This is a genomic window from Paenibacillus sp. FSL M7-1046 (assembly GCF_038007405.1).
Lineage (GTDB): Bacteria > Bacillota > Bacilli > Paenibacillales > Paenibacillaceae > Paenibacillus_AQ.
In genome coordinates this window covers 6033133-6052058 of sequence record NZ_JBBOXB010000001.1, presented here as the reverse complement: position 1 = coordinate 6052058, position 18926 = coordinate 6033133, and the positions used below count along the sequence as shown (strand labels likewise).

Genomic DNA, 18926 nt, shown 5'->3' with positions numbered 1-18926 from the left:
GCACAAACCACTCGCTCGTATATATCATAGCGTGTAGTTCCGCGCAAACTATATTAGTAATAAAGAGGAGCAAAAGTATGGGAAATTTGAGTATTAAGAAAATGGAACAAACAGTAAAAAAAGCAGGATCTGATCTAGGTAATGCTACTAATACAATAATAAATAATACTGTTAGTGATATCCGAAATATTCTTTCAAACCTCGGTGATTGTGCCTCTGCAATAGATAATATTAGACTTCGGGCAACACATAGGGCTATTCAGTATCATACTTCGGTGGCTAGAATATTAAAAGAAACAGAAGTGTATCCAGTTGAACTTATCGAGCGAATTTACAATAGTATTGCTGATTTACTTAAGATTCCCGACTCAGAAGTTGAAATACGGTTATACCATCTAATTAATCCTGGGCCGGCCGTTTGGGAAAGTCAACCACGTGACATGCAAGTAATTGATCCAGATACAATTTCTTTACCTCAGGATCGGGTTCCGTTTGTCTTCATCCATGGAGTAGAAAATCAAGGGGAGACGGATGCTTTTGAATTTTATAAGAAATTCGAGAAGTCAGTTTGGATGTATAACCATAATGTTCCGGGAGTTGATTACTCATCTGTTGATATATACATTGTGAGTTACGATGCCAAAATTTCAAACGAAAATCAACAAATTATTAAGTCAGCATTTGAATCTGCAGGGGTCATCGTAGATGGTGACGCTCCTGGTATGTTCGCAGCTGTCATGTGGAAAGAATGGGTACGTCGCGCTCGATTAACAAGTGATAAAATCATGCCCTTTTTGAACAAAATGAAATATTTACCTCACAATTATAGAGGTTTAGCTGTTACCCATTCATTAGGTTGCGAGGTTATGGCAAATGCAGGTCATCGACTAATAGAAAATGATCCGGATCTCGAACCTGCCTTCATCAGATGGTGGTGCATGGCTGCTGCATTACCCTCCGATGCTTTCTCGAACACGGGATTATACCCATCAGCCCCAAGGATTGCAATGAATTATCCATTAGAGAAACCTGGCACTACAGTCTGGTTTTCCGCATCAGACTCTTTGTTATCAACTCTGTATTTCATCGCAAACGATCATTTCGCTATGGGACAGACTGGTGCACATATGATTGATCAATATGCACATTATATTAATCATGATGTAACTCTTTGTGTTTTGGAAGCCCATATGACCGACACATATTTCCCTAGGTTAGGCACTACTATTAGAAAATATTTAGGCACTCAAATATGGTCAGAAGATCCGAACTCAGATTGTGCACTTGAAGATATATTTCGAAGAGATTAAATATCTTCAGTAAACGATTTAAATATTGAGTGAAATCAAAATAAAATCTGGATCAACCAGACGAATGAGTGGATCGCATAAATTTCTATTAAGCCTTATCACACAGCTTAATATTCTTTGCTATAATGAAATACACATAATTGAAGTTAAAAAAGAATTGGACTAGGGGTGAATTTGATGTTTTGGACTCCATTATTTGAAAACGACGTACCAGTAGCACACTTCTGCTCTTAGTGGAGTGAGTGTGATTACATCTCTCCGTTAGGGGCATTTTCGACCTAATTAATAAACGGAGGGTATAAAAGATGAAAAACACCTTATTAGGTTCTTTATATTTAACTTTAGCTTCCATGATCTGGGGCGGTATGTACGTTGTTGTTAAAATTGTAGTATCGGTCATACCTCCATTAGAACTTGTATGGATGAGATATTTAGTAGCCATTGTTGCACTTCTCGTAATCGGCTTCTTCACACGACAAAACTGGCGAATTGAGAAACGTTATTTTTTCTTAATCGTTGCTATTGGGCTCATCGGTAATACCATTTCAATTGTCGCTCAGGAAACTGGCACCATGTTATCCACAGCACAAATGGGAGCCATTATAACTTCTTCAACACCAGCATTCATGGTTGTTTTTGCTCGTCTTATCCTTAAAGAACAGTTGACCTTAAAAAAGGGAATCTCTGTTTTATTAGCGACAATTGGGGTGCTTTTCATTGTTGGAATTGGGGATATGAATTTATCCAGTACACTTGGAGGTATTGCACTGCTTATTGCCGCATTAACATGGGCCCTCATGTCTGTACTTGTAAAACGTTTGCCAAGTGATTATTCACAAATTGTGGTAACCACCTATTCCATCTTAGTAGCCCTAATCGTGTTGACTCCTTTCGTTTTGCCACGGTTACACGAAATAAATATCTCTCAACTGACTCACCCGACTATTTGGGGAGGACTTTTATATTTGGGTATTGTTTCAACAGCGGGCGGATTTCTACTTTGGAATCGCGGATTACAAATGCTTAACGCCTCAAGTGGAGGAATATTTTTCTTCTTTCAACCCCTGGTTGGAACATTACTTGGATGGCTTGTTCTAGGAGAGAACATAGGTGTAGCGTTTTGGATCGGCTCTATCCTAATTCTCACAGGTGTTCTTTTCGTTATCAACGAGAAAAAATAGTATTTAGGAAACTCCATTCGAATGTATGAAGTGCACTCTTGAGAATAGACATTGGAATAACCCCCTGGTTAACCAATGAAGTGAGAAGATTATTCGCTGATATGTACTCGCAGCCACTGTTGATTTCTCTCCCCATACAATTGCCGGTATGCCCTCAAGTTTTAATTCCTGCTTCATCATTTTGTGGAAGTTGAATACACTTATCCCATCGCCGAGTGAATTCAGGAGATATTCCTGAAATTGCTCGGTTTTTTCATAGAAAGATGCTACATTCAACAGTATAATAGTTTCTGTTATTCAAGTTATATTTATGGAGGAAAATGGATCATGAAATACGATTGTTTAATTGTTGATGATGAAGAAGCGCTGTCAACAAGCACCTGTAAATACTTTAATATGCTTGGCGTGAAGACCTATTGGGTAGCTGATGAACAGGCATGCTTTGATTTTTTCTCTCAAAACAAGGCCGATTTGATCCTGCTGGATATTAATTTAGGGCAGCAATCCTCCGGATTTGAAATATGCAAAAAACTGAGAAAAACCACCAACATCCCTATATTGTTTATAAGTGCACGGACCAGTGATGATGATGTACTGCTTGCACTAAATATCGGTGGAGACGACTATATCCAAAAACCGTATGCACTCAGTATTATTTTGGCTAAAGTAAAAACGGTATTGAAAAGATATGGAGGCGATGTTGATGTTTTAAGCTTTGGCAGCTTTACAATGGATCTGATCTCAGAAAAGTTGATGAATGATGGCTGCGAGATTAAATTGAAGGCTATGGAATATAAGCTGCTGTCCTACTTAATCCAGAACAAAAATCGCCCTCTCGCTAAAGAGGAGTTGTTCTCTAACGTCTGGAATGACGCAATCACCAGTGACGGAACCTTAAATGTCCATATCCGCAAACTGCGTGAAAAAATTGAAGAAAACCCTAATGAGCCGCGTTATATTAAGACGATTTGGGGGACCGGTTATGTATTTGAGACCGATTAGGGGTGGAAGATGAGCATCAAGAAGGTAACATTCTTGGCGGCAGCCATTCTATTCTTTGGCATTAGTGTAATTCTTTTTGTTTTTCGAAGCTTAACTGAAACAGGAACGGATGTTGTTGCTGTAAATGATATTACACAAACGATTGTTGAACATTGGGACACTCTGGATCAGTCTGCCATGCCGGGTCGTCAATACAGCTTGGAATATACTGTACTGGATAGCCACGGGGAGCTGGTTGGGGCCACAAGACGTGGATTAAGTGAGAATATAGACTCTGCTATCTATAATCGGGATACGATTGTGGATATTACGCGCAATGACACGGTATTGGGGAAAGTAATTTTTTATAATAATACAACTGAACGATGGAAGCATCACAGGGATAAGCTGCTTGTTATTTTTGGAGTTAATATCATTTTTATCATTTTGTTTTGTTTAATCTATGCAGTATATATCGACAGATCTATTTTTCGCCCTTTTCGTAAGCTGCAGGCATTTGCCCGTCATGTGGCAGAGGGCAAGCTGGATATGCCGCTCGAAATGGAAAAGGGCAACGGGTTCGGTGCATTTGCAGAAAGCTTTGACTTAATGAGAGAGGAACTCGCGAAAGCGCGCGAGAACGAAAGATTGGCAAATCAGAGCAAAAAGGAGCTGGTAGCCTCACTTAGCCATGATATAAAAACGCCTGTCGCCTCCATTAAGGCTGTCTCCGAAGTTATGATTTTGAATTCTGTTATTGAGGAGGACATAAGCCAGCTGGAAGTAATTAATGCAAAAGCTGACCAGATAAATACATTGATCACGAATATGTTTAGTGCAACATTAGAAGAGTTACAGGAGCTAACTGTCACAGTAACGGAAGAGTCGAGTGTATTACTGGGGGATCTAATCAAAAATGTTGACTATAATAATAGAGCTACTATATCGCCTATCCCCGAATGCATTGTGCTAGTAGATATGCTTCGGCTTCTGCAGGTAATTGACAATATCATAAGCAACTCTTATAAATACGCGGGTACATCCATTGGTGTATTAGCAAACATCAAAGGACAATATCTGGAGATCGAATTCAAAGACTATGGACGCGGGGTCTCTCCGGAGGAAATCCCACTTTTATTCAATAAATTCTATCGTGCCCGAAATTCAGCCGGCAAAAGCGGAACAGGACTGGGATTGTATATTTCCCAATATCTGATGGACAAAATGTCCGGTGATATCAATTGCAGGAATATAGATGGCGGTTTTGTGGTGATCTTAAGATTACATATCGCGTAAAAAGATTTTAGGATTGGTTAAGAACTGTCTAAAGACCCGCTAAGAATTAATAAGCTAAGATAAGACTGTAAATAAAACTTTAACTGCTTTCCAGGCAGTAAGTTTTAACAGTCTTTTTTAATAGGGGGCCACGTAATGAGTCAAGTAATTATCACAACCGATAAGCTTAGTAAATCGTTTTCTACTGGGGGCGTGCAGCAGCACATTCTTAAAAATCTTGATCTGGAGATATTATCCGGGGATTTCACTGTAATCATGGGTTCTTCCGGTGCGGGAAAATCTACGCTCATGTATGCCCTATCAGGTATGGATAAGCCGACGCTAGGCTCCGTTACATACTTTGATCAGGAAATCGCAAAGCTGTCCAATGATAAGCTGGCGGTTTTTCGCAGATTAAATTGCGGATTTGTATTTCAGCAAATGTTCCTGCTCGATAATATGAGTATATTGGATAATGTTATTGCCGCAGGCCTGCTTGTCAGTAATGACAGAAAAGCCATCGCTGCACGAGCAAAAGATCTGTTTGCGCAGGTAGGATTAACTGAAATGATTTGGCGGAAATTCCCTTCCCAATTGTCCGGTGGGGAAGCTCAGCGTGCTGCAATTGTGCGTGCATTAATAAACCAGCCAAAGGTTGTTTTTGCCGACGAACCCACAGGCGCTCTTAACTCCGCGGCAGGTAAAGTGGTACTTGATGTGTTGACCGATCTTAACAGCAAGGGGCAAAGCATCATCATGGTTACCCATGATCTGAAATCTGCAAGAAGAGGAAACCGGATTTTATATATGCGTGACGGTGTTATTCATGGCATATGCAACTTAGGCAAATACGTAAGCGGCGACAAGGAGCGGCACGGCAAGCTCCAGGCCTTCCTCACTGAAATGGGGTGGTAAAGTTGCGGAAATTAGCTATGCTCAGCTTTGCAAATATACGAAAAACCAAAGGACACACGGTTTCACTGTTGCTATTGTTCCTCATTGCCGGATTGCTGCTAAATGCGGGCTCGCTAGTGTTTGTGAATTTTGGCAGTTATTTTGAAAAAGTCACCAAAGAGCTTAAGACAAACGATGTGTACTACCTCTTGCCAAATCAGTTATATACCGGAGAGGTAGATGAGTACATCAGAAATAATAAAAATGTATCAAACATGCACAAAGAGGATGTGTTATGGGCTTCGGCATCCATCCCCTATATTGGTGAAACACGTAAGACCAGTTTTATTCTCAATGATATGGATAAAAAACGTGATTTCTCTAAATGGAGATTTGTTGAAAAGCATTTACCGCCTGATTCCATGTCGATATATGTGCCGTATATATTGAATATTGACGGTGGTTACAAGCTGAATGACAAAATTGAAGTTACCTTGGAAGATGAAGTTCTTACATTTACAGTAAAAGGGTTTACAGAAGATGCCTTTTTCAGTTCTTTTGATACCGGAACTTTAGGGGCTTATCTTCCTCATGAAACCTATGAAAAGCTTGTACAGAAGCTGGGTAACAAATATAGTTCAACACTTGTTTTTGCTGATCTTGATAAAATAAATAATGAAGTTGAAACAGGGATAGGACAATTAATACAAAAGAATCAAAAATTTGCTGTTTCTGCTTTAGCTGCGGAAACCAGTACGGATACATTATCCACCATTGATTTAGATACGTTGAAATCAACCCGTGTTACTATGGCAAATATAGTATCGGTAATGTCCATGGCTTTCGCTATTATTATCGCAGTTGTATGCTTTATCGTAGTGCGGTTTAGAATTGGTAACAGTATTGAAGAAGACATGACCAAAATCGGGTCTTTAAAGGCGATCGGGTATACCAGCAGACAAATTATAGGGTCTATTGTAATGGAGTACATGCTTATTGCCTTGGTTGGCAGTATAGCAGGCATATCGTTGTCCTATTTAGCTACGCCAGTACTTTCTAATATGTTTGCCCATCAATCCGGACTTATGTGGGTGCAAGGCTTCGATGGAGCAATCAGCAGTGTTATTCTATGTACAATTTTATTCATTGTTATCATTGTTTCTTTCATTTCCTCGGGACGAATTCGTAAGCTTAATCCGATTGTAGCCTTAAGAGGCGGAATCACAACCCATAACTTCAGAAAAAACCATTTACCGCTTCATAAGTCAATAGGCAGTCTGCCGGTCGTTCTCGGGTTCAAATCCATGCTGCAAAGCAGGAAGCACACCTTCATGATGGCAGTGATCCTTGCCGCTGTATCTTTTGCCAGTACCTTTGGCTTTGTGATGTTTTATAACACCGTTATTGATACTAAGGCATTTGCAGAGACTCCCGGAGTCGAACTTTCAAATGCGATGGCTGTTTTGAATTCGGATAAGGATCAACCAAAGCTTGTTGAAAACATTAAAAACTTGAAGAATGTAAGAAAAGTGCTGTATCTTGATGAGGCTAAGATAAAGATAGAGAGCTATGATGTAACTGCTTATGTGATGGAGGATTATTCTGCAAAAGAAACAGATATTGTCTATAAGGGCAGATATCCGCTGCATAGCAACGAAGTTGTCCTTGCCGGTATCTTAGCCGACAAACTGGATAAAAAGGTCGGAGACCGTGTCACGATAAAAGTCGGCGCTAAGCAGGCTGAGTATCTGATCACTGGCTTATCTCAAGGTTCAAATATGGGCGGAATGAATGCGTCGATACGACGGGACGGCTTCCTTAAGCTTAACCCGGACTTTAAACAGCAGAATCTGCAAATCTATTTGAACAAAAATAGTAAATCTGATGTATTTATAAACAAGCTTAAAAGCGACTATGGAGATTCAATCTCGGCAACAGTAGACATGGATAAAACCCTGGAACAGGGTATGGGCACCTACTTATCAATTGTCTCGAAGCTTGGGATTGGCATGATGGTTATAACCTTAGTTGTCGTGATTCTGGTTCTGTATTTTGTAATTAATTCATCGGTTATTCGTAAGAAACGTGAACTGGGTATACAAAAAGCAATTGGTTTTACAACCTTCCAGCTAATGAATCAGCTCTCGCTTGGATTTCTGCCGCCTATCATGATAGGCGTATTGCTCGGAAGCGCAGCTGGAATTACCCTAACCAATCCATTCATGTCAGTGGCTATGAGTGCTATGGGGATTATGAAGGCGAATTTTATTATCATGACGTCGTGGATTACTTTGTTTGGTGTGGCACTTGTCATTGTTTCTTACTTTACTTCGATGCTGATCACATATCGCATCCGTAAAATATCCGCATATGCTTTAGTAAGTGAGTAAATTCGATAGGGTGGGGACGTGGATAATCACGTCCCTTTTTTAGCTTTAATTTATTTGAAATATTTTATATATAGCGCTCGGTGCGATACTATTGTGAAAATATAATATCCTACAGACCACATTTGAAGTCCACAAACCATTTATTTAAGAAAAATTTAAGATCTACACACCTGGATTTTAAGTTGTTCAGTCTATACTTTGTACCAAGAAGAAATAGGAGGAACATCCAGCCATTTACGAAGACAGTGAGGAAGCCAAGGTTTATCCTGCTTCACTGACAAAAATTATGACCGCATTTGTCACCCTTGAGCATGTTGATGACTTATCTGCAATCGCTCCGGTAGACCGGAGAACGTTCGGCGAGCTTCTTGCAAGCAACTCTTCTATGGCCGGATTTCGCGAAGATGAGGAGGTTACATATTAAAAACGGAGGTGTCTTAGTGAAAAAAATCTTCATGATTGCATTAACTATAACCATTTTAATTGGAGGAAGCCTCTACTTCCAAAATCAAAGTAGCTACTCAGAATATGTAAGCATGCAGGCTGACAAAACCATCTCAGAGGAATTAAATGCCGTAGATAACAATCCGAAGAATGTCAAGACAGAGAATGAGAAGCTGGGCAATGAGGAGCCCCCAGAGGAGATTTCTTTGGATGTTACGCCAGATGTTGAGAGAACTCCTGAGGATATCGCCTTGGACAAACGACTTGATGCAGATAGAAAAAGTAATGAAAGAACTTATCGGGAGGAAGGAAGGACAGGGTCATCAATTAGGCCAACGATAGAAATTCCGACTTTGTCTATCGATGATTATATAGGTATCTACAAAACTGTTGATGCATACATGAGAGAAAATTCGGATCGGTTTCCCGAGCCGGCAGACAATGGCACCAGAGGAAGCACTTCTGATCCGAGAATCCAAAATATTCTATATGCAGAAGAAAAATCAGGTATCATAGCAGGATTTGAAGATGAAAACCTGGTGGCATGGGCAGTGAAAAAGCTGGACGGAGCATATACCAACCTCTTGCTAGGGAGAACGTCTGCGGGAGAGGACTGGCAAGTTCTCTCAGAAGGAGACGTATATCAGTTGAGAAAGGAAATTAGCGATGGAAATTAAAGCGGAAAATGTAACAAGAACATTTGGAACGAAACGGGCCATTGATGAACTGAATTTTATTTTGCCTGAAGGTGTGTACGGGCTTTTGGGAGATAATGGGGCAGGGAAAAGCACCTTGATGCGAATTCTTGTGGCAATCGACCATCAAACTAGTGGCAAGGTTACCTTTAACGGCAAGGATATCTTCCATATGAACGACGACTACCGGAATCTTGTGGGATATATTCCCCAGGATTTCGAGGTGTATCCCGCGTTTACGGCAACGGAATATCTGGAATATATGGGAGCACTGAAGGGTTTGTCAAAAAAGGAACTAAAGCACAAAGTCCCAGAGGTATTACAGTTTGTCAACCTGGAGAAAGTTGCTAATAAAAAGGTCAAAACCTTTTCCGGTGGGATGAAAAGGCGGGTGGGCATTGCCCAAGCCATCATCAACGACCCGAAGATATTAATTTTTGACGAGCCCACCGCTGGGCTTGACCCCCATGAGCGAATCCGTTTTTCAAACATCATAAGCGAAATGGGACAGGATAAGATCATCTTGTTTTCTACCCACATTATTTCGGATATTGAAGCAATCACCACTAATGTGATCATCCTAAATCAGGGCAAAATTAAAGAGCAAGGTAATGTGCAAAAGATGTTATCCGGGATTAAAGGAAAAGTGTTCACCGAGGAGATGGACAGAGAGCGACTTGCCTCCTTTAAAAAAGAGCACCTGATCGTACGGGTCCGGCAGGAAGAAAACGCTGTCAATGTACGTTACTTGGGAGAAAAGGAATCAGGCGCAATCGTATGCGAGCCCACGCTGGAAGATTACTACATCTACTTGGGGAGTGGGAGCCATGCGTAATTTCATTTCACTGGAACTGAAAAAAATACGAAATAAAAGTACGGCGATTATCGGCCTACTCTTTCTCACAATTATTCTGATCCCTTTGTTTCAAACCGCCCGGAGTATCGATGTTTTGGATGATGAGGGAACCATACATAGCGGCATTGGGGGCTGGGATATTTTAAGGGAGCGAACGGTTGAGGGCACGATGACTACAGATTATTTATTACAAATGAAACAGAACTACGAAAACAGTGTGGACAAACCTTATATTGAGGGGGAAGTGGATACAGACCGCAAGCTGGGCAAAAAATTGATGTTTCCTCACGATATGCTGAACTGGGAACTGAATTTTCCATATGAAAAGTACCGTGTGCTCGATAACAGCTTGAATTTAACCAATGAGCAGCTCGCCAGTTTTTATGAGGATTGGAAGGGCAGCTTTACCGAATATTTATCCAATGAACAAAATCTATTTCCTTATACAGAGGAACAAATAGAAATCATATCAGAGAAAATGCAAAAAGTATCCACCCCATTTGTATTCAAATACGATAGCGGCTGGGAGTACCTGAAAATAAGTTTATTAGATACAATCTACCTTTTCTTTATGTTCTTGGCCTTCATCCTATGCGAGGGATTCTCCAGAAACGGCAGCAAAGGAATTGACAAGGTGACCTTATCCACCAAAGAGAGCCGGAGGAAGCTGATCAGCTATAAGCTTGGCGCCGCCAGTGTGTTTTCTACAATAGCCTATTTTGCGTATATTACGATCGTACTGCTGTTTGTTGCTGTAGTCTATACGCTGCACGGCTGGGACTCTTCGGTTCAAATCGGAACGACTACATTTTATTCGATGAATCAGCTTCAAGAAGCGTTACTCTATATTGCCATGGGATACTTTTCCACCCTCGTCGTGACTCATCTTATCCTGTTTTTGTCCGTGATTTTTAAAAGAGGGAAACTGGTATTAGCAATTTCACTGATTTATTTTTATCTCGTCAATACTTATCAGATGGGGAGGGGGGCGCTGATTGAAAAAGTGATGGTCTTCATGCCCCAGAACTTTATCAATAATCTTATAGGCATAGAGAAATTATATTTTGTGGGTAATACCGTGTTTCCCTATGTTTTTGTCGCCCTGTTTCTGGGTACTGTGTACATTCTCTTATCTCGAATCGGTATCTCTATATGGATGAGAAGATATTATTTACAGTAGAGGAAGGTAGGTGAAATCATGTGCTATTTATCAAAATTAAACAGAAGTAAAATCCTAAACATAAACGTATTCGGTTTTTTGTTGGCATTGTTTCTGATACTTACCTTTTACAACTTAGACACCATCAAAACAGGTTATTTAAATCAGGCAAGATATGAGGTAACAGATGGGACGGAATACCGGTATTTCTATCAGCCGGAGGTATTGGATGAAGTTGAGATTAATAAAATTTTGGAAAAATACAGAGAACTTAGCCTGCCAGAAGACAGGAATACAGCGGATGTTGCAGATTTGCCAGCCTTGGATATGATCGTCCAAGTGTATGGCTCGGACTGGACTGGAATACGGGATGTTTCAGCAGAACAATTCTATCAGGACAGGGCAGACATCATCAGAAGTGCACAGGAGGAAGCGGGGAGTTCTAGGAAAGGAAACAGCAACGGGACTTTTGCAGCGGCTTCTCTCTCCGAACCTATCCGGATGGGTTATGCCGAAGGCTGGAAGAACGTTAACTCAGGGATGAACCAGTGTGTTTTTATTGTCCTGATTCTCATTTCCATTCTGCTGATCCCCATTTTTAACGAAGATGAGACCTTGGGTGTGGACGGACTGGTGAAATCCACGAGGTTTGGGAAACGTAAGCTGAGTAGGGTACGGATCATCAACGCCTTCCAACTCTCTTCACTGCTTTATCTGGCGGCGGTGGCGATTTACATTACGCCTATATTCTTTATGTACGGTTTACAAGGAGCGGATTTGCCTATACAAAGTAGTCCACAATTTTTTTTATCAATGGTTGAGGTGAATTATTTCGAGCAGTTTTTGATCAACCTGGTCATTGGATATGTGGCAATCTCACTGATGACAGGGATTACCTTATTGATCAGCGTATTAGTCACACAGGTTTATACTGGCTACGCCCTGTTATTATTCACCATAGCCATATCTTACGCCATTCAGATGAGCGAGGTATTCTTTGTGAAACATTACGTGGGCAATTTTCTGCCCATGCAGATAGCCGAGTTCAACAGCTATTACACAAGTTTTGAACCCTATGGAGGTATTTCTACAATCATTGCCGTTCCTTCCATTACTGTTGCAGTTTTATTTGTGCTCTTACTATTTTTTCCAAGATGGATTAATAAAATGAGGTTTACTTCTTAAATTGAGCATTATACATAAAGTTAAAAACAACTTGATCGATTCCATCCGAGAAGATTTCATGAATCTGATGCCATCAATTTTTGGTATTCACGAGGTGCATAGCCTGTGATTTGGCGGAACTGCCGACTAAAATGCTCAATATTCATGTATCCGCAAATTGCGGCTATTTCGGAGATCCGATGCGGACTATGAAGCAGCTTTTCCTTGGCAAGACGGATTCGGCATTGAATGACGTCGTCCATGCACGAAATGCCAAAGGTTGGCTTATAGATGGCCTGTAAATAGCCAGAACTGAGATGCACATGTTCGGCCATAGCCGGAACGGCCCAAGAATGACCCGGGTTGTTGTATATCGCTTTGCGCAGATTCAACAGATTTTGATAGTGAGGAGTATTATTCGTGCTGTGCGAAGCTTCAATAAGCTTATTGATGATAATTCGGAATAAGTAATCCATAGAAAGCTCCCGGTAAGCGCAGGAAAAGAAATGTTCAGCCGTAAGCAACTGAAACAATTGGTGGAAATATTCCGGGTCGGGCATGGGAAAGGGAACTCCATGTAATAGCTTTGATTCCTTCAAATGAATTTCGTCTGAATCGAAATGAATCCAGTCATTCCCATAGCTATCTGCACAGGCCCGGTAGAGTATCTTTTGATGTGGTTGGAAGACTACCGCGCAGTTAGCAGGATATTCCTTCATCTCGCCCTCAACCCAGAATTGGGCGGGTGTTCTGGTGAGAAGGAGCAACCATGTATTATGTCCTTCAGGGACGTCATAAACAAAATCTGCGGTATGGATGGCATCATATCCGGCATAGTATATTGTTATCATATCATTAGCCTTTCTTAGAATAGATCAAATATACGACAGTATACATCATTCAATAGAGCCGTGTCATTGACTTATAATTTCATGTAGATAATTGAACTGAAATTCTTCTATTTCGGGATTGGCCGTGACTACAGAGAATGTTTGGACTTCCGGCCGCTGTTAGGTTTGGATTTCCTGAATTTAACCGCGAATCGCGGTAGAAATCCAAACCTTGCCCATGCTTCCGAAGAGAGCTTTCCTACGGAAAGCTTTCAGGCGGACGCTATCGCTCCTCCAATTCCAAAATTCCCCTCCGCCACTTTTCCCTAAATGTAATTCTCAAGTTCAATCTGTTTCTATCCATATGAGAAATAATCAATCAATCAATCAATAACATTCAATTATGAGGTGAAATCATGAAGTACAGCAATCCCGTAATTAAAGGTTTCTATCCCGATCCAAGTGTTTGTAAAGTAAATAATAAGTATTATCTCGTCAGCAGTTCCTTTCAATATTATCCTGGTGTACCTTTGTTCGAAAGCGATGATTTAGTGAACTGGAGACAAATTGGACATTGCTTAACAAGACAATCACAAGTTCATCTTGAGAAGATAGACAGTTCTGGAGGAGTTTTCGCATGCACTATCAGATATCATAACGGTCGTTTTTACATGACCACCACTAATAATTCTACCGGGCAAAATTTCTACGTTTGGACTGATGATATCTACGGCGAATGGTCCGAGCCCATCTTTGTGGACCAAGGGGGGATAGATCCCTCCTTTTACTTTGAAGGTAATTTAACCTACTTTATGAGCAACGGCACTGATGACACTGGAAGGAACAGCATCTTTCAATGTGAGATAGATATCGAAACTGGTGAAAAGCTTACACCAAGCCGCGTGATTTGGCATGGAGCAGGGGGACGTTATCTGGAAAGCCCTCACCTGTATAAAATCAATGATCTCTACTACTTAATGGCAGCAGAAGGCGGAACCGAATATGGACACATGATTGTATATGCAAGAGGCAATTCCCCTTACGGACCTTTTGAAGCGTATCCCAATAACCCCGTTTTAACAAACAGGAATCTGGGGGGATATGAGATACAGGGTGTAGGTCACGGAGATTTAATTCAAGATCACGATGGAAAATGGTGGATCGTTCATTTGGGATTTCGGCAAATCGGCAGATGGGTTATGCATCACCATCTGGGGCGGGAAGTGTTTTTGATGCCAGTTACTTTCCATGAAGATCATTGGTTTACGGTGGGAGACGATGGTACGACTCAGGGGGAAGTTGAAACAAACTACATTCCCATTTCGGCTAAACAGATAGAACAGACGCAGTATACTTTTCATAACACAAGCTGGGATATAGATTGGTGTTACTTGCGTTATCCCGATAAACAGAATTATTTGCTGGGCGATGGGGAATTGAAGTTAAGAGGTTCACAGATTTCATTAGATATGGCGGATTCTCCGACCTTTATCGGTTTGCGTCAAAAGGATTTCCATGTGGAAATCTCCTGTGAGATTAGAGTGAATGATGGTGAAGCGGGAATAACGTTATATATGGATGAGCATCATCATTATGATTTCGCTTTGAGAAGAATAGGGGAGCGAATTGAAGCCGTTAAGCGTCTGAACATCGGAGACATTAAGACCATACACGATCAATCAGACCTAAATTCAAATGTAGCCATTTTAAAAATTATTTCAAATCATGACACTTACTCTTTTCAGGTAATAAGCGATGGCATAACAATTGATTTGGGCTCTGCGCAAACCAGATACCTCTCCTCAGAGGTTGCCGGAGGTTTTACCGGCATTGTAATCGGGTTATATTCCCAAGATGGAAGCTGTTCGGAATTCAATGACTTTAGCGACTTTAAATGTACGTATTTTAATTAACAACATGCATTTTGGCGAAAAACCCTCATTATTGCTGACGAGGGTTTTTTCAATGTTGTGTGGGAAGAATAATGTATGGGTTTTGACCATTTCAATTTGGATTGATACAATAAGGCAAACTATGTCGAATGACTTTATAATCAGGTGGTGATCTAAGCTTGCAACATGAATACAAACTTTTGGATGTATGGTTGTCTTGGTCTCGCATCAATTCAAATTTAAGTGAAAAGTTAGAACAAGCTCTGCTGAACAATTATAATTTATCTTTGAAGGAGTTCTATGTTTTAAATTTCATATCCAATTCCGGGGAAAAGAAATTACGGCTACAGCAACTTCAAGAACTTGTGGGACTAAGTCAAAGTGCTACATCGAGACTCGTCGTTAGAATGGAAGCTAAAAACTGTGGTGCTTTAGAAAGACATATATGCGAGGATGACCGGCGTGGTATTTATACTCGAATTACAGAGTTAGGCGAGAATAAATACCAGCGGGCACTTCAGACCTTTAATGAGGTCTTACAAACAGAACTAAAAAAAGAGGGATTTAATTCAGAAGTAGAGAATCTCACGAAAAAATTGTTTTTGTGACCAGTGTAGAGATCCTGTGAGTAGAGTTGAGAGGATTGTTAAGTTTAGGATTACGACTTGACATAATTAATTTTCTCCGGTAAATTAAATGCATGCGCATGCTTTTATTGTTACTGTAATTCAATTCAGCTGATAAGGAGTGGATAGCTATGAAGGTGTTAGTAGTCGGATCGAATGGACAAATCGGACAGCACCTTATTCAACTGTTGAAAGCAAGCAACGATCACACCGTCCGGGCGATGGTACGGAATAAAGAACAAGCCGATACATTTGTACAACAGGGAGTCGAAACTGTTCTCGCGGATTTGGAAGGGACAGTAGACTCCATTGCAACGGCCGCCAAGGGTTGTGACGCTATTGTGTTTACGGCTGGTTCAGGTGGAAAAACGGGTGATGATAAAACACTTTTGATTGATTTGGATGGTGCAGGAAAAACTATTGAAGCTGCCGAAAAAGCAGGCATTGACAGATTCATCATGGTCAGTGCAATTCAGGCGAATAACCGGGACAACTGGCACCATAATATTCTACCGTATTACGCAGCAAAGCATTATGCAGACAGAGTGCTCGAAAGCAGCAGTCTGACATACACGATTATACGTCCAGGAATTTTGTCGAATGAACCAGGAACGGGAAAAGTGTCCGCTGCGGAGAATATCACTGTTGGCAGTATCCCTCGTGAAGATGTAGCGCGTACCATTGTGGCTGCTTTGGAAGAGAAGCACACCTATAAGCGGGCCTTTGATCTGATTGCCGGTTACGACCCGATTTCTGATGCATTGCAAAAGTTCTGAAAAAACCAGTATATAAACTTAGGCGCTGCAAAGTAAAGATTAGAATAAACTAAAAGTACATACATGCTTGCGCATGCATGATAACTGTATCTTATAAGAGCAAAAGGGGAGCGTTTATCCATGAAAGATTTGTTTAGCCCATATTCTTTTAAAAGTTTAAAATTGAAAAACCGTGTTGTGATGCCTCCAATGTGTCAATACTCCGTCGACAATAAAGATGGTATTGCCACAGATTGGCATTACATGCACTATGTTAGCCGTGCTGTAGGCGGAACTGGTTTAATCATAATTGAAATGACTGATGTAGAGCCCGATGGGCGTATTTCCGATTTCGATCTTGGTCTTTGGTCAGATGATCAGATTCCGGCTCTGAAACGGATTGTAGATGCTTGTCATAGTCACGGTGCCAAAGTGGGAATCCAAATCGCGCACGCTGGACGCAAGGCGGAAGATGCTGAAGTTCCGGTAGCCCCGTCAGCAATCGCTTTTGATGAAAATTCTAAACAGCCCCGGGCACTTACCACCGCAGAAGTAAAAGAAATGGTTGAGAAATTCCGCACTGCTGTAGCTCGCGCTGTCCAGGCTGGATTCGATACTATTGAACTTCATGGTGCGCATGGCTATTTGATCCATCAATTTCATTCTCCACTAACGAACAAACGGGATGATGAATATGGGAAAGATCTTACGTTATTTGGTCGGGAGATCATTCAGGCTGCAAAGGCCGAGATGCCGGAGGACATGCCACTAATCATGCGTATTTCAGCTAAAGAATACGTTGAAGGTGGTTATGGGATTCAGGAAAGCATTGCTTTTGCCAAGGAATATCAAGTTGCTGGAGTAGACATGTTTGATATTTCATCAGGTGGCGAGGGAGCTATTGCTGCATGGGGCAGACCAGGAACTCACGCAGCTTATCAGGTACCGCTCGCTAGAGATATCAAACAAGCACTCGATATTCCAGTGATCGCTGTTGGAAGATTGGATGATCCAATTTTGGCGAATGCAGTCATAGGAAATGAAGAGGCAGATTTGATTGCTGTCGGAAGAGAAATGCTGAGAAATCCATATTGGGCCTTAGAAGCTGCATCAAAGCTGAGAAAAGAAACAGCAGTTCCTAAACAGTATACTAGTGGATTCTAAGCTCGATTTGTCGAGAAATTAATGAGTATAATACGAAAAAAACTTAGGAGGTTTACGATGTTTAATACCGAATCAGTACAACCATTACTCCATCCTTTTACCTTAGGAAATCTTAATCTGTCTAATCGGACAGTAATGGCGCCAATGACCCGGAATCTGTCTCCCAATGGGGTTCCTGGAGCAGATGTAGCTGCATACTATCGCCGGAGAGCCGAAAATAATGTGGGTCTGATCGTAACGGAAGGCACGGTTGTTGATCATGCAGATGCATCCAATCAGGAGAATGTCCCTTACTTTTATGGTGAAGAAGCATTGAATGGCTGGGCAAATGTTGTGTCTGAGGTTCATGAAGCCGGCGGCAAAATTATTCCTCAAATCTGGCACATGGGTGCACGGGGCAACGTCAATGATTATTCCGAGTCCGAAATCAGTGGCATCGTTGATGCTTTTGCACAATCGGCAGCTGAAGCCAAGCGCATTGGATTTGATGGAATTGAAATCCATGGAGCTCACGGCTATTTGATTGACCAGTTCTTTTGGGAGAAAACTAATGAGCGTACTGATCGTTACGGAGGCAGCATGATTGCACGCACCCGCTTTGCGGAAGAAGTCATCCAAGCTTGCCGCCAAGCCGTAGGTCCTGACTTTACCATCGTGCTGCGCATCTCACAGTGGAAAGGAACGGAATATACAGCCAAATTAGCGAAAACACCCGACGAGCTTCAACAATTTCTGCAACCTTTGGTTAACGCTGGAGTGGATATTTTCCATTGCTCGACACGGCGTTTCTGGGAACCGGAATTTGAAGGCTCTGACTTGAATCTTGCTGGTTGGGTTAAGAAGCTTACAGGCAAACCAACCATTACTGTGGGTTCGATTGGCCTTGATGGTGATTTCATGACTCTTTTCACTGAAGGAAAAGGTGCAGAGAATGCAAGTATCGAGAGATTGGTTCAAAAGCTCGAAAATCAAGAATTCGATCTGGTTGCTATCGGTAGAGCATTGCTTGTAGACCCTGCATGGGTCAGTAAAATTCGGGATGGGAAATTGGATGAATTGATTCCATTTACTCCTGAAGCACTCAAAACACTTTATTGATCGGTAAATAAACCTCTAGAAAACAAAAGACTGGTATTATACCGGTCTTTTGTTTATTTTTTTGTACGTCAATCCATGTAACAGAATATGCAGCCCCCCAATGATATATTAACAGGTACACGAGTGGAAGTTCGGGCTGCCCGACTATCTATACACGTTGAATGGTACAATGTGAATATACACAGAAATTAACACTACCCGGAGGGATGTTT

General features: G+C 41.3%; 17 protein-coding genes. 16 read left to right on the top strand and 1 reads right to left on the bottom strand.

What is annotated here, in order from left to right:
* The first annotated feature begins 77 nt into the window (after window positions 1–77).
* The 11 genes from NYE29_RS26965 to NYE29_RS26915 all read left to right on the top strand — a co-directional run bounded on the left by NYE29_RS26965 (window position 78) and on the right by NYE29_RS26915 (window position 12370).
* On the top strand, window positions 78–1310 hold the full coding sequence (locus NYE29_RS26965) for a hypothetical protein (protein ID WP_340898224.1): 1233 nt from the start codon (window positions 78–80) through the stop codon (window positions 1308–1310).
* Between the two features lie 305 nt (window positions 1311–1615).
* The gene (locus tag NYE29_RS26960; RefSeq protein ID WP_340898223.1) at window positions 1616–2491 is read left to right on the top strand and encodes a DMT family transporter; all 876 of its coding nucleotides are present in this window, start codon (window positions 1616–1618) and stop codon (window positions 2489–2491) included.
* A gap of 327 nt (window positions 2492–2818) precedes the next feature.
* Window positions 2819–3493, top strand: coding sequence for a response regulator transcription factor (locus NYE29_RS26955; protein WP_340898222.1), 675 nt, complete (start codon window positions 2819–2821; stop codon window positions 3491–3493).
* A gap of 9 nt (window positions 3494–3502) precedes the next feature.
* On the top strand, window positions 3503–4768 hold the full coding sequence (locus NYE29_RS26950; RefSeq protein ID WP_340898221.1) for a HAMP domain-containing sensor histidine kinase: 1266 nt from the start codon (window positions 3503–3505) through the stop codon (window positions 4766–4768).
* A gap of 135 nt (window positions 4769–4903) precedes the next feature.
* Window positions 4904–5662: an ABC transporter ATP-binding protein gene (locus NYE29_RS26945; protein WP_340898220.1), complete on the top strand. Its 759-nt coding sequence runs from the start codon at window positions 4904–4906 to the stop codon at window positions 5660–5662.
* A gap of 2 nt (window positions 5663–5664) precedes the next feature.
* A complete protein-coding gene (locus tag NYE29_RS26940) occupies window positions 5665–8031 on the top strand; it encodes an ABC transporter permease (protein WP_340898218.1) in 2367 nt (788 codons plus the stop codon).
* Window positions 8032–8317: 286 nt separating this feature from the next.
* Entirely contained in the window at window positions 8318–8455 is a 138-nt protein-coding gene (locus NYE29_RS26935) for a hypothetical protein (RefSeq protein ID WP_340898217.1), read from the top strand.
* Window positions 8456–8471: 16 nt separating this feature from the next.
* Window positions 8472–9152, top strand: coding sequence for a hypothetical protein (locus tag NYE29_RS26930; protein ID WP_340898216.1), 681 nt, complete (start codon window positions 8472–8474; stop codon window positions 9150–9152).
* The gene (locus tag NYE29_RS26925) at window positions 9142–10005 is read left to right on the top strand and encodes an ABC transporter ATP-binding protein (protein WP_340898215.1); all 864 of its coding nucleotides are present in this window, start codon (window positions 9142–9144) and stop codon (window positions 10003–10005) included. The genes NYE29_RS26930 and NYE29_RS26925 overlap by 11 nt, the downstream gene beginning before the upstream one ends.
* Complete coding sequence (locus NYE29_RS26920; protein WP_076113943.1) at window positions 9998–11206, top strand: ABC transporter permease; 1209 nt, start codon at window positions 9998–10000, stop codon at window positions 11204–11206. The genes NYE29_RS26925 and NYE29_RS26920 overlap by 8 nt, the downstream gene beginning before the upstream one ends.
* Before the next feature lie 18 nt (window positions 11207–11224).
* Window positions 11225–12370 carry a hypothetical protein gene (locus tag NYE29_RS26915; RefSeq protein WP_340898214.1) on the top strand — a complete coding sequence of 382 codons (1146 nt, stop codon included), beginning with the start codon at window positions 11225–11227 and terminating at the stop codon, window positions 12368–12370.
* 56 nt (window positions 12371–12426) lie between these two features.
* Here the strand turns inward: NYE29_RS26915 and NYE29_RS26910 are convergent, their stop codons facing one another.
* On the bottom strand, window positions 12427–13200 hold the full coding sequence (locus tag NYE29_RS26910) for a helix-turn-helix transcriptional regulator (RefSeq protein ID WP_340898212.1): 774 nt from the start codon (window positions 13198–13200) through the stop codon (window positions 12427–12429).
* 395 nt (window positions 13201–13595) lie between these two features.
* Between NYE29_RS26910 and NYE29_RS26905 the strand changes: the two genes are divergently transcribed.
* From NYE29_RS26905 to NYE29_RS26885, 5 genes are all read left to right on the top strand, one after another.
* On the top strand, window positions 13596–15092 hold the full coding sequence (locus tag NYE29_RS26905; RefSeq protein ID WP_340898211.1) for a glycoside hydrolase family 43 protein: 1497 nt from the start codon (window positions 13596–13598) through the stop codon (window positions 15090–15092).
* A 158-nt stretch (window positions 15093–15250) separates the two neighbouring features.
* Entirely contained in the window at window positions 15251–15679 is a 429-nt protein-coding gene (locus NYE29_RS26900) for a MarR family winged helix-turn-helix transcriptional regulator (protein WP_340898210.1), read from the top strand.
* Window positions 15680–15828: 149 nt separating this feature from the next.
* On the top strand, window positions 15829–16473 hold the full coding sequence (locus NYE29_RS26895) for an SDR family oxidoreductase (protein WP_340898208.1): 645 nt from the start codon (window positions 15829–15831) through the stop codon (window positions 16471–16473).
* Between the two features lie 120 nt (window positions 16474–16593).
* The gene (locus NYE29_RS26890) at window positions 16594–17616 is read left to right on the top strand and encodes an NADH:flavin oxidoreductase/NADH oxidase (protein ID WP_340898207.1); all 1023 of its coding nucleotides are present in this window, start codon (window positions 16594–16596) and stop codon (window positions 17614–17616) included.
* A 57-nt stretch (window positions 17617–17673) separates the two neighbouring features.
* Complete coding sequence (locus NYE29_RS26885; RefSeq protein WP_340898206.1) at window positions 17674–18714, top strand: NADH:flavin oxidoreductase; 1041 nt, start codon at window positions 17674–17676, stop codon at window positions 18712–18714.
* Window positions 18715–18926 lie beyond the last annotated feature (212 nt).

Coding starts and splice junctions, on each gene's coding strand:
- NYE29_RS26955 (WP_340898222.1), top strand. CDS start 2,819: ATGAAATACGATTGTTTAATTGTTGATGATGAAGAAGCGCTGTCAACA.
- NYE29_RS26960 (WP_340898223.1), top strand. CDS start 1,616: ATGAAAAACACCTTATTAGGTTCTTTATATTTAACTTTAGCTTCCATG.
- NYE29_RS26945 (WP_340898220.1), top strand. CDS start 4,904: ATGAGTCAAGTAATTATCACAACCGATAAGCTTAGTAAATCGTTTTCT.
- NYE29_RS26925 (WP_340898215.1), top strand. CDS start 9,142: ATGGAAATTAAAGCGGAAAATGTAACAAGAACATTTGGAACGAAACGG.
- NYE29_RS26920 (WP_076113943.1), top strand. CDS start 9,998: ATGCGTAATTTCATTTCACTGGAACTGAAAAAAATACGAAATAAAAGT.
- NYE29_RS26885 (WP_340898206.1), top strand. CDS start 17,674: ATGTTTAATACCGAATCAGTACAACCATTACTCCATCCTTTTACCTTA.
- NYE29_RS26950 (WP_340898221.1), top strand. CDS start 3,503: ATGAGCATCAAGAAGGTAACATTCTTGGCGGCAGCCATTCTATTCTTT.
- NYE29_RS26935 (WP_340898217.1), top strand. CDS start 8,318: ATGACCGCATTTGTCACCCTTGAGCATGTTGATGACTTATCTGCAATC.
- NYE29_RS26905 (WP_340898211.1), top strand. CDS start 13,596: ATGAAGTACAGCAATCCCGTAATTAAAGGTTTCTATCCCGATCCAAGT.
- NYE29_RS26895 (WP_340898208.1), top strand. CDS start 15,829: ATGAAGGTGTTAGTAGTCGGATCGAATGGACAAATCGGACAGCACCTT.
- NYE29_RS26965 (WP_340898224.1), top strand. CDS start 78: ATGGGAAATTTGAGTATTAAGAAAATGGAACAAACAGTAAAAAAAGCA.
- NYE29_RS26890 (WP_340898207.1), top strand. CDS start 16,594: ATGAAAGATTTGTTTAGCCCATATTCTTTTAAAAGTTTAAAATTGAAA.
- NYE29_RS26915 (WP_340898214.1), top strand. CDS start 11,225: ATGTGCTATTTATCAAAATTAAACAGAAGTAAAATCCTAAACATAAAC.
- NYE29_RS26910 (WP_340898212.1), bottom strand. CDS start 13,200: ATGATAACAATATACTATGCCGGATATGATGCCATCCATACCGCAGAT.